This window comes from Dactylosporangium sp. CA-233914 (genome assembly GCF_050942935.1).
GTDB lineage: Bacteria > Actinomycetota > Actinomycetes > Mycobacteriales > Micromonosporaceae > Dactylosporangium.
Genome location: NZ_CP192030.1, coordinates 10,951,732 through 10,965,136, shown reverse-complemented (window position 1 = coordinate 10,965,136; position 13,405 = coordinate 10,951,732). Strand labels below are relative to the sequence as shown.

The following is a 13,405-nucleotide window of genomic DNA, read 5'->3' as shown; positions in this document are numbered from 1 at the left end:
GCGGTACGGAGCGAAGCGGAGTGGCCGCTCATCAGGAGTTCAGGGGTTTCAGGCCTGCGCCGGAGCGAAGCGGCGCCTGGTCTGGGTCGATCAGCGCGAAGCCTCATCGAGCCAGACCAGGCGTTGGGGCTGACCTGAGTAGCGCGAACCCGCCCGTCGCCCTCACCGTGGCCGGCTCCGACTCCGGCGGCGGGGCCGGCATCCAGGCCGACCTCAAGACCTTCGCCGCCCACGGCGTCTTCGGCACCAGCGTCATCACCGCGCTCACGGCGCAGAACACCGTCGGGGTCCGGGCCATCTCCGCCGTCGACCCCGGGTTCGTCGCGGCGCAGCTGGAGGCGGTGCTCGACGACCTGCCCGTCGCGGCGGTGAAGACCGGGATGCTCGCCACGCCGGAGACGGTCGCGCTCGTGGCCCGGATGGCGCCGCGCCTGCCGGGCCTGGTCGTCGACCCGGTGCTGGTCGCCTCCTCCGGCGACCGGCTGTTCACCGCCGACGCCGAGCGGGCCTACCTCGACCTGCTCTTTCCGCACGCCACCGTGGTCACCCCGAACCTGCGCGAGGCGTCGGTGCTGCTGGGCCGGGAGGTCCTCGACGCCGACGACGCGGTCAAGGCCGCCGCCGACCTGGCCGCGTACGGCCCCCGGTGCGTGGTGGTGAAGGGCGGGCACCTGCGCGACAGCGCGGAGGCGGTCGACGCGGTCTGGTACGACGGCCGGGCCTCGCTCATGACCGCGCCCTGGATCACCACCGCCAACAACCACGGCACCGGCTGCACCTTCGCCGCCGCCACGGCCGCCCGGCTCGCTTCGGGGTCCTCGCTCATCGAGGCCCTGGAGGGCGCCAAGTCCTACGTCCACAACGCTCTGGCCCGCTCCGCGGGCTGGACCCTCGGGGCGGGCCACGGCCCGCTCGGGTGGGGATTTCCTGATTCATAGGACATCTCAGGCCGCTTCGCGTGGAGGGGCCTGGTTCGCCATGCCCTTTTGCTGGAGGAGCGCCATGAAACGCAAGGTGTACGTCAACGGCTCCCGCCCCGACCTGCGGGTGCCCTTCGCCGAGGTGGAGCTGACCGGCGACAACCCGCCCGTGCGGCTCTACGACACCTCGGGCCCGCGCAACGACCCGCCCGCGGGCCTGCCCCCGCTGCGGGCGCCGTGGATCGCCGAGCGCGGCCCGGTGGAGCGCACGCAGCTGTACTACGCCCGCCGCGGCGTCGTCACCCCGGAGATGGAGTTCGTGGCGATCCGCGAGCAGGTCGAGCCCGAGCTGGTGCGCGCCGAGATCGCCGCGGGCCGGGCCATCCTGCCCAACAACGTCAACCACCCGGAGAGCGAGCCGATGGTCATCGGGTCGAGGTTCCTGGTGAAGGTGAACGCCAACATCGGCACCAGCGCCGTCTCCTCCGGCGTCGAGGAGGAGGTCGCCAAGCTGACGTGGGCCACCCGCTGGGGCGCCGACACCGTCATGGACCTCTCCACCGGCAAGCACATCCACGCCACCCGCGAGGCGATCGTGCGCAACTCCCCGGTGCCGATCGGCACGGTGCCGATCTACCAGGCCCTGGAGAAGGTCGGCGGGGACCCGGTGCGCCTGACCTGGGAGGCGTACCGCGACACGGTCGTCGAGCAGGCCGAGCAGGGCGTCGACTACATGACCGTCCACGCCGGGGTACTGCTGCGATACGTGCCGATGACCGTCGGGCGGGTTACCGGCATCGTGTCGCGCGGCGGCTCGCTCATGGCCGCCTGGTGCCTGGCGCATCACGAGGAGAACTTCCTGTACACCCGCTTCGCCGAGCTGTGCGAGATCTTCGCGCGGTACGACGTCGCGTTCTCCCTCGGCGACGGCCTGCGGCCCGGCTCGATCGCCGACGCCAACGACGAGGCCCAGCTGGCCGAGCTGCGCACGCTGGGGGAGCTTACGAAGATCGCGTGGGAGCACGACGTTCAGGTGATGATCGAGGGCCCCGGCCACGTGCCGATGCACAAGATCAAGGAGAACGTGGACCTGCAGAAGGAGTGGTGCCACGAGGCGCCCTTCTACACACTGGGGCCGCTGACGACCGACGTCGCGCCGGCGTACGACCACATCACCTCGGCCATCGGCGCCGCCATGATCGCCATGCACGGCACCGCCATGCTCTGCTACGTCACCCCCAAGGAGCACCTCGGCCTGCCGGACCGCGACGACGTGAAGGCCGGCGTCATCGCCTACAAGATCGCCGCGCACGCCGCCGACCTGGCCAAGGGCCACCCGGGCGCGCAGGCGTGGGACGACGCGTTGTCCAAGGCCCGGTTCGAGTTCCGCTGGGAGGACCAGTTCAACCTGGCGATGGACCCGGACACCGCGCGGGCGTACCACGACGAGACGCTGCCGGCCGCGCCCGCCAAGACCGCCCACTTCTGCTCCATGTGCGGGCCGAAGTTCTGCTCCATGCGGATCAGCCAGGATCTGCGGGAGTACGCGCAGCTGGGCATGCGTTCCAAGTCCGAGGAGTTCGCGGCGGCAGGCGGGCAGGTCTACCTTCCGCTGCTGGACTAAGGTCAACCGGGTGGAGTCTTCTGCGCCCCGCACCGCCGTCGTCTGGCGTGTGCTGCGCCACGAGCTGGAGCGGGCCGGCCGGCCGCTGAACGCCCTCGACGTCGGCGGCGGCACCGGCGGCTTCGCCGTGCCGCTGGCACAGGCCGGCCACACCGTCACCGTCGTCGACTCGAGCCCGGACGCGCTCGCCGCCCTGACCCGCCGCGCCGCCGAGGCCGGCGTCGGCGAGCGCGTGCGGGCCGTGCAGGGCGACGCCGACGGCCTGGCCGGCCTGGTCGAGCCGGGAGCGTCGACCTGGTTCTGTGCCACAGCCTGCTGGAGGTCGTCGACGACCCGGCCCGGGTCGTCGCCGCGCTCGCCGGCACCCTGCGCCCGGCGGCGCGGCCAGCGTCGTGGTCGCGGGCCGCGCCGCCGCCGTCCTGGCCCGCGCGATCGGCGGCCATCTCGCCGCCGCGTCCCTGCTGGTCGCGAGCCCCGACGGCCGCGGCGACGCCCGCGACCGCCTCCGCCGCCGCTACTCCGCCGAGACCGCCACCGCCCTGCTGGAGAAGGCGGGCCTCGCGGTCGAGCAGGTCCACGGCGTCCGCGTGGTCGCCGACCTCGTCCCCGGCACCGTGGCCGAGAGCGAGCCGGAGGCGCTGGCCGCGTTCGAGCTGGCCCTGGCGGGCACGCCGCCGTATCGCGACATCGCCACCCAGCTGCACCTGCTGGCCCGCCGCGCGTGATGGACCCGTTCGCCACAGTCGAGCCGCGCTACGGCCGGGAGAGCCTGGCGGACGTCCTGCCCAGCGCCCTGAGCGTCCTGGGCGTGCCGGGCGAGCCCGACCCGCTGGGCCTGCGCGCGCAGCTCGACGGGGTCCGCCGGATCGCGGTGGTACTGCTCGACGGCCTGGGCTGGCACCAGCTGCCCCCGGCCGCCGCGGACGCGCCCACCCTGACCGACATTGCCGAGGGCCGCCTGGGCACCGCCCGCCCCATCACGTCGGGCTTCCCGTCGACAACCCCGGTCAGCCTGGTCACCCTCGGCACCGGCGCCGCTCCCGGCCGCCACGGCATCGTCGGGTTCAACCTGAACCGCCCCGGCACCGACCAGATCGTCAACCACCTCCGCTGGACCGACGAGCCCGACCCGCGCACCTGGCAGCCCCTGCCGACCGCGTTCACCCGCGCCCACGAGGCCGGACTGTCCCCGACGGTCGTGACGGACCCGAAGTTCCGCGGCAGCGGCCTGTCCGTGTCGGCCTTCCGCGGTGCCCGCCTGGGCCCCGGCGTCGAGGCGGACGCGGTCGCCGAGGGCATGCTGGCCGCCCTGCGCGAATCCCGCCTGGTGTACGGCTACCTCCCCGACGTCGACCGCGCCGGCCACGACTTCGGCCTCGGTACGCCACAGTGGCACGCGGCGGCGAGCGAGGCCGACCGCCTGGTCACCCGCCTCCTCGACGGCCTGCCCCCCGACTCGGCCCTGATCGTGGTCGCCGACCACGGCCAGCTGGACGTCCCCGCTGACCGCCGCCTCGACCTGGACCGCGACCCGCGCCTGACCGCCGGGGTGGCCGTCGTCGCCGGCGAGGCCCGGGTCCGCTACCTGCACACGATCCCGGGTGCCCGGGGGGACGTCCTGGCGGCGTGGCGCGCGGTCCTCGGCGACGGCGCCTGGGTGACGACCCGCGAGGAGGCGGTGGCGGCGGGCTGGTTCGGCCCGGTCCCCGAGTCCCACCTGCAGCGCATCGGCGACGTTGTGGTGGTCTGCCGCGACCGCTGGGTCGTCCTGGCCAGCGCGCACGAACCGCCGCGGCTGGGCACCATGGTCGCGTTCCACGGCTCCAGCACGGCCGCCGAGATGGAGATTCCGCTGCTGATCGTCCGTCGCTGAGCCCCGCCCGTGCTCCTCGGCGAAATGTCGGGCCTCGTTCCTCGGCCCGACATTTCGCCTATATCAGCATTTAGCGCCGCTGCCGGGCCGGCCGGCTAGCGGCGGCTAGCGGTGCGCCGGGCAGAGCGGTCGCGCCGGCGCCGGAAGGGGCAGGGCGAGGAGCGCGGTGAGGTGGCGTACGTGCCGGGCCAGCTCCAGGGCCGGCACGTCCGCGCCCGCGTGCTCCGCGACCAGTGACAACAGCTCCCCGCGGTCGGCGGCGGCCATCACGCCCGGGGCGCCGGCCGCGGGGTCGTCGCACAGCACGGCGACGCGGGCGCGGCGCAGCCCCAGCCGGCCGGTGCGGTCGACGTACGTCTCGCTCGGGATCAGCAGGGGGACCCGGCGGGCGCGGGTCCAGCCGGCCACCAGCAGCACCGCGACGGCCTCGGGGTTCATCGCCCTCGACCATTCCCGCGAAGGGGTGATCACGACGCCGGGCGCGACGCTGCGGACCAGGGCAGGGTGACGGCGGCGCAGACCCTCGACGGCCGCGACGACCGGCGCCAGGGGCGAGATCATCGCGACGTGGGCCATGCCTGGAAGGTAAGGCAAACCTAAGTTTTCGTCAATTCTGTCAGAGGGTCCGGCTAAGGTTCGCGCTGTGGGGCGAAGTCAGGTAGTACCACGCGGAGGCGCCGGCGAGTTCGGCGACGGCGCCGACGACACGGGCTGCACCGTGTTGCACGTCGACATGGACGCGTTCTACGCGTCGGTGGAGATCCGGCGGCGGCCGGAGTTGCGCGGCAAGCCCGTGATCGTCGGCGGGGCCGGGCCGCGCGGGGTCGTGTCCGCGGCGAGCTACGAGGCCCGCGAATACGGGGTGCGCAGCGCCATGCCCGGCGCCCGGGCGCAGCGGCTCTGCCCGCGCGCGGTGTTCCTGCCGCCGGACTTCGCGGCCTACACGGAGGCGTCCCGCGCGGTCATGGCGATCTTCCGCGACGTCACGCCGCTGGTCGAGCCGCTCTCGCTCGACGAGGCGTTCCTCGACGTGGCCGGGGCGCTGCGGCTGCTCGGGCCGCCGGCCGGGATCGCCGCGCTGATCCGCCGGCGGGTGGCCGAGGAGCAGCGGCTCACCTGCTCCGTCGGGGTCGCCCGCACGAAGTTCCTGGCCAAGCTCGGCTCGACCCGGGCCAAGCCCGACGGGATGGTGGTGATCCCCGGCGAGCGCGAGCTGGAGTATCTCCACCCGCTGCCCGTCGAGGCGCTGTGGGGCGTGGGGGAGCGCACCGCCGAGACCCTCCAGCGGCTCGGGCTCAAGACGATCGGCGACCTGTCCGCCGCGCCCGTGGGCATGCTGCGCTCCGCGGTCGGCGACGCCGCGGCGCATCACCTGCACGAGTTGTCCTGGGCGCGCGACCCCCGACGGGTGATTCCCGACCACGTGGAGAAGTCGATCGGGGCCGAGACGACCTTCGACGTGGATGTGAGCGACCTGTCGACCATCCGACGCACGATGCTCGCCCTCGCCGACAAGGTCGCCCGCCGCCTGCGCGCCGCCGGGCAGGCGGGCCGGACCGTCTCCGTGAAGATCAGGCTGGCCGATTTCCAGACGCTGAGCCGGTCACGCACCGTAGACGTCCCCACCGACGTGGCCCGCGAGATCTTCGAGATCGGCTGGGCGTTGTTCCAGGCCGGGCGGCCGGGTGAGCGCATCCGGCTCGTGGGCGTGCGGGTCGAGGGGCTCGTCCACGCCGAGGGCGCGCCGCGGCAGATGACGCTGGGTGAGCGTGATCATGGCTGGCGTGACGCCGAAAAGGCCACCGACGCGGTCGCCGCCCGCTTCGGCGCGGGCCTCGTCAAGCCCGCCAGCCTCCTGCGTGGTGACGAATTGCGCACAGACGGAAATGGAGCCCCACCGCGCGGGGAGGGGGCAGGAGTGCCCCCGAGGCGACACAATGGAAGGACATAGGAGTGACACTCGTCGGAAAATCGGCACGGCCGGACCATCGTCCCGCTTTCCGACGGGTTGACCCCCTCGTAAACTTGCCAGTACGCAGCCGTCCGGCTGTGCCGGACTGCCGGTCCCCGAGGACCGGCCTTCGCGACCGGGGAGGAGTGCCGTGCCGCTCTCGGAGCACGAGCAGCGGCTGTTCGAGCAGATCGAGCGGTCGCTAGCCGAGGATCCCAAGTTCGCTTCGGCGGTGCGCGCCACCGACCCGCGGTTCCATGCCAAGCGCCGGATGATCGCCGCAGGGATCCTGCTGCTGGCCGGCATGGCGCTGCTCGTCTACGGCGTGGCAATCTCCATTCCACTCCTTGGCGTCGGCGGCTTCCTGGTCATGCTGTGCGCCCTGGCGTTCGGCGTCCAGGCATACCGCCGTGGCCAGTCCACCGACCTGCACGCCGTGGGCGGCACGGCCTCGCGCCGCACCCGCCAACGCCGCGGCGGCCTGGTCGACCGCCTGGAAGAACGCTGGCGCCGCCGCCCGGAGGGCGACCTCTGACGGCCGCCTGACCGCCCAGGGCCGCCCGCCACCCGGACGGACGGCCCTGCGCAGCTCAACCACGCCCCCAAACAGCCACCCCCGCGCCACCCGGCTTCGGTCCAAACTGCTGGCCCCAGCTCCCGGCCCCAGCGAGCTGTCCGCCCGGTCGTCCCCGCCCCCAGCCGTCGACCGGCCGCCCAAGTGCTCCGCCCGCGCCTCCGAACGGCCGGCACCCGTCCTCGGCTCGCGCCCCGAACAGTCGGCACCCGTGCTCGCCTCCGCCGCCGAGCCGTCACTCCAACGCGCGACGCCGTTGCCGAAGAGGTTGGTCCAGACCTGGTCGAACGGTTCCGGCGACGGGCCGGGGGTGCTGCTGGTGTCGTCGGCCGGCCCGTCTCCAACCGCGACCATCGCGCACCCGCCGCCGTGTCGACCCCGCCGGGCGACCGGCCGCTCCGACCGGCCCGCCTCCATTCACACCCGCCGGACAGCCGACTGCTGCCCTCGTCCCTGCTGACCAGCAGCCGTCCAGACGCGTCGGTCGGAGCGTCTCCAATCGCGACCCCGCCCCCGCCACCCGCGGTGAACCACACCCGTGAGCAGCCTCTCCAACGCTCTGCTCGGCTCGCCTTCAATCCCGCCGGCGAGCGGCCGCTCTGGCGTTTTGGCCGGGTCGTCCCCAATCGCGGCCTATGCACATGCAGCGCCCGCGCTCAATCCAACCTGCGGTATCGCGCGTTCCTGAGACGCGTTCCTGAGACGCGTTCCTGAGAGCGGAATGTCTGCCAGCCGATATCGCCCACGACAAATGCCATCCTATAGTGGCGAATCTGTACATTAGGCATTTATCGCTGCACGTCGGGTGAGACTTGTGATCTGTATCGTCAGGCTGCGGGCGGGCGGGGCCGCACGACGCTGGCCGGTTGCTGCGCGGCGTGGTGGCCGCGTGTGATCTTCGGGGCGCAGCGGGCTGTAGGTCGTTCCGGCCTCAGCGGCTCACGGCGGTCTCCCGCTCCACACGCGACAGCTTCTCGGGATTGCGCACGTGGTAGGTGCCGGTGACGTAGCCGTTCTCCACTCGCACCGCCACCACGCCGTCGATCTCGCCGTTGACTCGGACGAGCAGCCCCGGGCCACCATTGATCTGTACCAGCTCGACCGACCTTTCTGCGTCGCGCCTCCACCAGCCGCGGGCCAGCAAGCGAGCAACGTTGCCAGCCCCCACAACGGGCCGCAGCAGGGCATGCTTGACACCGCCGCCGTCGCTCAGGGCGACGACGTCCGGCGCGAGGACGTCGAGCAGGCTCTGCAGGTCGCCGGTTTCGACCGCTCGCTGGAAAGCCAGGAGGGCGCTTCGGTGCTCGGCAGGGGAGCCGGTGCCGCGCGGCCGGCGCGCGGCGACGTGTGCCCGGGCTCGGTGGGCGATCTGGCGAACCGCGGCCGGGGTCTTGTCAACGGCTTCGGCGATCTCGTCGTAGTCCAGAGCGAACACCTCGCGCAGCACGAACACCGCCCGCTCGATCGGCGTGAGCGTCTCCAGCACCAGCAGCATCGCCATCGAGACGCTGTCGGCCAGTTCGACGTCCTCAGCCACATCCGGCGTGGTCAGCAGCGGCTCGGGTAGCCACGGCCCGACGTAGGTCTCCTTGCGCCGGTCCAGAGTGCGTAGTCGTTTCAGCGCCTGCCTGGTGGCGATCCGGATCAGGTACGCGCGCTGGTCCAGCACCGTATCGAGGTCGACGCCCACCCACAGCATCCAGGTCTCCTGCAGGACGTCCTCGGCGTCGGTGGCGGAGCCGAGGATCTCGTAGGCGAGGGTGAACAGCAGGTTGCGGTGAGCGACGACCGCCTCGGTGGCCGCGTCCATGCGACTGCCACGAGCTGCGGCCGTCGGCTGTTCAGTTCGTTCGCTCATCGCCGGTTCCTGCCTGTTCGTTCGCGACCGTGCCATATCCATGCGATCCCGGTCGACGCCGCTTTGTGACACCGGCGATCGGTGGGCTGTGTCACACGGGTTCCCCTGTCACAAGGAGCGGGTCGCCGGGATCTCTTGCTCGTCATGACGCAACACCACGAGCAAGGAAGTCCCAGCATGTCCACACCCACGACGACCAACATCCGGTCGCGCATGCCCAATCCTCTCCCGTTCGTCCCCGAGATGGCGGACGTCGGCGCAGGCCTGCAGGTGGAGGCGGTCCTCGCCCCGAACCCGGCAGGGGAGCGCGTCCCCGATGAGTTGTACGCCACGGCGTCCGCGCACTACGACGACATCCCCGGCATGCCCGCCGGCCAGAACTTCAGCGAGTTAGAAAGGCGCACAGCATGAGCATCACCAAGTTCGCGGTGGCAGGAGCAACCGGGCGGCTGGGCCGCCACGTCGTCGACGTCCTCACCGAACGGGGGCACCAGGTCGTGCCGGTGTCCCGAGCCACCGGCGTGGACATCATCACCGGTGAGGGCCTCGCCGAGGCCCTCACCGGGGTCGAGGCCATCATCGACGTCGCGTCGTGGCACGCCTCGGACCAGGAGGCGGCGACGGAGTTCTTCCGCACGTCGGCCCGCAATCTGCATGGGGCGGGCCAGAAGGCGGGGGTCGCCCAGATCGCCATGGCGTCCATCATCGGCGTCGACAAGGCCACCGCCGGTTTCGTCGCCGCCAAGAAGGTACACGAAGAACTCCTCCTGTCCGGCCCGCTCCCCGTCCGCATCCTGCGGGCCGCGCAGTTCCACGAGTTCGTCGGTCAGCTCCTGGACTGGCAGCAGGGCGACGTCGCCTACATTCCAGCCCTGCCCACCCAGCTCGTGGCCTGCCGCACCGTGGCCGAGGAACTGGTCGACCTTGCCCTCGATCCCGGCGCGCCCGCCCCAGGAACACCGATCCCCGAGATCGCCGGACCCCGCAAGGAGACCATGGCGGAGGCGGCCCGACTCCTCGGCGCCCGCCGAGGCACCAAGGTCGTCGGCGTCGACGGCACCGGCATGCCCGATGCCGAGATCGCCGCCAACGGCGGGTTCCTGCCCAGCCCGCACGCCAAGCTCGCCGGCCCCACCTTCCAGGAGTGGCTCGACACCCAACCCTGACACGGCCGTACGCCGGCCATCGACCGGTGTACGACCCGCCCTCGAGCGCCAGGTTGCTGCACGCGAGCAGCCCGACGAGCGAGGTGCTCCGCCACGATCTCGATCCGTCGGACGAAGCAGACCGCCTGGCATCCGCTGAGGCTGGCATGGGCGACCTTGACGGCCGGCCAGCCGGTCAGCTTGCCGGCGTCCGCGACCGAGCACATCGACCGCCTGGTCGACGAGGTCCTGATGCCCATCCTCACCTGTCTCGACCGGCGCTGAACGGCAACACTGCCGCCGACGCGCCGCACCGTGCCGCAGCGCGGTGCCGACCCCGAGCACGCACACGTAGAAGGTAGCCCGATACATGGCCGACACAGCCCTGGCCGAAAACGGCCCCGAACGCCCCGTCATATCCCTGGACAACGGGGGAGACGCCGCGCCGCCCCCCGACCCCCGCCGCTGGTGGGGCCTGGTGGTCATCGCCCTCGCCCAGCTGATCGTGGTGCTGGACATGACCATCGTCAACATCGCCCTGCCGTCCGCCCAGCAGGACCTCGGCATGACCGACGGCAACCGGCAGTGGGCCGTCACCGCCTACACCCTTGCCTTCGGCGGCCTGCTGCTGCTCGGCGGACGCCTCGGCGACCTGTTCGGACGCAAGCGCAGCTTCATCATCGGCCTGATCGGCTTCGCCGGGGCCTCCGCGCTCGGCGGCGCCGCCACCGGCCCCGGCATGCTCTTCGCGGCCCGCGCCCTGCAGGGCGTCTTCGCCGCGCTGCTGGCCCCCGCCGCGCTGTCCCTCATGACCACGACCTTCACCGACCCGCGCGAACGCGGCAAGGCGTTCGGCGTGTTCGGCGCCATCGCCGGCGCCGGGGGCGCCATCGGCATGCTGTTCGGCGGCTTCCTGACCCAGTACCTGGACTGGCGCTGGTGCCTGTACGTCAACGCCCCGGTGGCCGCCCTCGCGGTGACGGGCGCGATCGTGATGCTCAAGGACCCGGGCCGCAGGACCGGCGCCCGGCTGGACATCCTCGGCGCCGTGCTGGGCACCGCCGGTGTGCTGTCCATCGTGTACGGCTTCAGCGAGGCCGAGTCCCGCGACTGGTACGACACCCGGGTGTTGACCCTGCTGATCGGCGGCGTGGTGATCCTCGGGATCTTCTCCCTGTGGCAGACCCGCGCCCGGACGCCGCTGCTGCCCCTGCACATCGTCAAGGACCGCCAGCGGGCGGGCGCCTACCTGACGATGGCCCTGGTCACCATCGCCATGTTCGGCGTCTTCCTGTTCCTGACCTACTACCTACAGGGCATCAAGGGCTGGTCGCCACTGAAGACCGGTGTGGCCTACCTGCCGATGACCGCCTGCATGATTATCGGCTCCACGCAGATCTCGGCGCGGCTGCTGCAGAGGGTGCCGGCCCGGGCGCTGATCATGCCCGGCCTGACGCTGGCCGCCGGCGGCCTGGCCTTCCTGGCCTCCATGGATGTCGAGGCCACCTACCTCGGCCACGTACTGCCCGGCATCTGCATGATGGGCCTCGGCATGGGCGTCACCTTCATGGCGGCCATCTCCACGGCCACCAGCCGCGTCGCCCCGCAGGAGCAGGGGGCGGCCTCCGCGACCCTCAACACGATGCAGCAGGTGGGCGGGTCGGTCGGCACCGCGCTGCTCAACACGATCGCGGCCAGCGCGACCACGGACTGGCTGACGGACCACCGGGTCAACCCCGCCCAGCAGACGATGCAGGCGAAGGCCGCGCTGGCGGAGGCGACGGTGCACGGCTACTCCGTGGCGACCTGGACGTCCGCGGGCATCATGCTGCTGGCCGCGGTGGTCGCGGGCATCTTCATCAACGCCAAGGCGCCGGGCCGGCAGGCCGGCCGGGCGGGCAGTGACCGCGAGGCCGGGGCCGTCGAGGCGCCGGTCCGCGCGGGTTAGCCTCCGGCAGGTCCCGACCAGGTGGGGCCCGAGTCCGGCCCCGGCCCTTCTCCGGCGCCGGGTCAGTACTCGGGCCCCACTTACGCATCCATGAGCACGATGGACGCTGTGCTGCAGGACACCTGGCGCTACAGGGGCAGGCGCAGCCAGGCGTTGAGACGGTAGCCCCGAAACAGCGGGACTTCGCCCTGCCTGATCGAACCAGCCCTGAGGTCCCGCCAAGGGAACTCGCTGACATACCCACGTACCAGCTTGAAGTGGTCGTTCGCGCGCTTCGGCTCGCGGCTGAGGCCGTACCACCCGGCCGCATGGTTGTGCGCCACGAACTCGTCGGGTGTCTGGCACGGACGCATCGGCAGCAGCTCGGTGGCCTGGTGCGCCCGCGCGCGAAGCTCGGGGTCGCTCGCGAACCCGCGCCGGTGCCCCTCCGACCACCACCGCTGCACGCCCGCTACGAAGACGAGCGCGGGCAGCAGCGAGCCGGCCGGCGCAGCGTCGGTCCAGGTCCGGACGTACTTGTCCACCAGCTCCATCGAGCCGCCCCACTGCGGTCCGAGCGCGGCGACCGCGTGGCGGTGACCGAGGAAGTGCTGCGGCGCCCGGGCCTCCAGCTCGTCGCGGCGGCGGACCACCTCGCTGGCGCCGACCTGCTGGCCGCGTGCCATGGTGAGCAGGGCGAACCACGGCGCCGGGTCCTTGGGGTCGGCCTGCGCCGCCGCCCGGCAGTATGCCTCGGCGGCTTTGAGGATCTCCGCGAACTCCGCGAACTGCTGCGGCTTCGTGTACTTGGCCCGCAGCCGGCCCCGGGCCTCCCATGCGCGATTGATCTCGGCCGCGCCGCGGACCACGAGCGCGGTGGCGTTGCCCGGGTCGTCGCGCACCCAGTCGTCGAGCCCCTTGGGCACCGACTTCCCGGTCCACTCCGTTAACGTTTCCACGGCGACGCGCACCCGCTCGATGCGGTCGTCGGGGCCGGTCAGCCCGGTGGTCAGCACCTCGCCGACCTGCGCGAGATCACGGCGGAGGGCGGCCCTTCTGACGTCGCGCAGCACGGGCCGACCGTAGGTGATGTCAAGACGGGCCAAGGGAACCTCCAGCAACGAGTCGTTGTCCGAGCCGACGCACCTGGAGCTTGGCCTCGGCGATTGGTACAAGTCCTGCGGGCCTTGGCGACAGCCTCCGCCGAGCAGAAATCCGGCGTGCGCCTCCGGTACCCAGCCCGAACCGGAGCGAGTGACCCGGTACGGGTCTCGGACGTGATCGGCAGGTCCACGGCACCTGGCGGGCACCCACGGCGTCCGGCTCCCGGGAGCTCGGCGCCGACATCGGTCACCCGGACAGCGACCTTCGCCAGGCATTCGCTCTCTCCGGCTACGCTTGGTGACCACGCCACCGATGGGTCCGTGTGGATCACGGCTTAGCGGATGGTGTTTGCAAGCTTGTCGTAGAACTCACCACCGGCCCGTTCTGGATCGGCGGTAGAGCTATACATTGGCGAATCCGGACGTAAGC

At 72.1% G+C, this 13,405-nt stretch carries 11 protein-coding genes and 1 pseudogene; 9 read left to right on the top strand and 3 right to left on the bottom strand.

The features are described from left to right. Positions 1–167: 167 nt before the first annotated feature. The 4 genes and pseudogenes from thiD (at position 168) to ACQPY0_RS48710 (ending at position 4,417) form a co-directional block, all read left to right on the top strand. Complete coding sequence (thiD, locus tag ACQPY0_RS48725; protein WP_432977261.1) at positions 168–938, top strand: bifunctional hydroxymethylpyrimidine kinase/phosphomethylpyrimidine kinase; 771 nt, start codon at positions 168–170, stop codon at positions 936–938. A 64-nt stretch (positions 939–1,002) separates the two neighbouring features. Then, positions 1,003–2,544: a phosphomethylpyrimidine synthase ThiC gene (gene thiC / locus ACQPY0_RS48720; RefSeq protein ID WP_432977258.1), complete on the top strand. Its 1,542-nt coding sequence runs from the start codon at positions 1,003–1,005 to the stop codon at positions 2,542–2,544. A 10-nt stretch (positions 2,545–2,554) separates the two neighbouring features. Continuing rightward, positions 2,555–3,269: pseudogene (locus ACQPY0_RS48715) on the top strand (class I SAM-dependent methyltransferase). Continuing rightward, a complete protein-coding gene (locus tag ACQPY0_RS48710) occupies positions 3,269–4,417 on the top strand; it encodes an alkaline phosphatase family protein (protein WP_432995706.1) in 1,149 nt (382 codons plus the stop codon). Before ACQPY0_RS48715 ends, ACQPY0_RS48710 begins: the two are co-directional and overlap by 1 nt. Positions 4,418–4,522: 105 nt before the next feature. Here the strand turns inward: ACQPY0_RS48710 and ACQPY0_RS48705 are convergent, their stop codons facing one another. Beyond that, entirely contained in the window at positions 4,523–4,993 is a 471-nt protein-coding gene (locus ACQPY0_RS48705; RefSeq protein ID WP_432977255.1) for a hypothetical protein, read from the bottom strand. Between the two features lie 67 nt (positions 4,994–5,060). On the opposite strand from ACQPY0_RS48705, the gene ACQPY0_RS48700 reads away from it, so the two are divergent. Together ACQPY0_RS48700 and ACQPY0_RS48695 are read left to right on the top strand one after the other, a co-directional pair. Further along, a complete protein-coding gene (locus ACQPY0_RS48700; protein ID WP_432977252.1) occupies positions 5,061–6,368 on the top strand; it encodes a DNA polymerase IV in 1,308 nt (435 codons plus the stop codon). 151 nt (positions 6,369–6,519) lie between these two features. Further along, complete coding sequence (locus ACQPY0_RS48695) at positions 6,520–6,903, top strand: DUF3040 domain-containing protein (RefSeq protein ID WP_432977249.1); 384 nt, start codon at positions 6,520–6,522, stop codon at positions 6,901–6,903. Positions 6,904–7,873: 970 nt separating this feature from the next. Here ACQPY0_RS48695 and ACQPY0_RS48690 read toward each other — a convergent pair. Next, complete coding sequence (locus tag ACQPY0_RS48690) at positions 7,874–8,800, bottom strand: RNA polymerase sigma-70 factor (RefSeq protein ID WP_432977246.1); 927 nt, start codon at positions 8,798–8,800, stop codon at positions 7,874–7,876. Positions 8,801–8,977: 177 nt separating this feature from the next. Here ACQPY0_RS48690 and ACQPY0_RS48685 point away from each other — a divergent pair, with 177 nt between their 5' ends. The 3 genes from ACQPY0_RS48685 (at position 8,978) to ACQPY0_RS48675 (ending at position 11,893) form a co-directional block, all read left to right on the top strand. Continuing rightward, positions 8,978–9,211: a hypothetical protein gene (locus ACQPY0_RS48685; RefSeq protein ID WP_432977243.1), complete on the top strand. Its 234-nt coding sequence runs from the start codon at positions 8,978–8,980 to the stop codon at positions 9,209–9,211. Further along, positions 9,208–9,966 carry an SDR family oxidoreductase gene (locus ACQPY0_RS48680; RefSeq protein ID WP_432977240.1) on the top strand — a complete coding sequence of 253 codons (759 nt, stop codon included), beginning with the start codon at positions 9,208–9,210 and terminating at the stop codon, positions 9,964–9,966. The genes ACQPY0_RS48685 and ACQPY0_RS48680 overlap by 4 nt, the downstream gene beginning before the upstream one ends. A 349-nt stretch (positions 9,967–10,315) precedes the next feature. After that, positions 10,316–11,893, top strand: a complete 1,578-nt coding sequence (locus ACQPY0_RS48675) for an MFS transporter (protein ID WP_432977237.1) — start codon at positions 10,316–10,318, stop codon at positions 11,891–11,893. 128 nt (positions 11,894–12,021) lie between these two features. On the opposite strand, the gene ACQPY0_RS48670 is transcribed toward ACQPY0_RS48675, so the two are convergent. Next, positions 12,022–12,945, bottom strand: coding sequence for a hypothetical protein (locus ACQPY0_RS48670; RefSeq protein WP_432977234.1), 924 nt, complete (start codon positions 12,943–12,945; stop codon positions 12,022–12,024). Between the last annotated feature and the right edge of the window lie 460 nt (positions 12,946–13,405).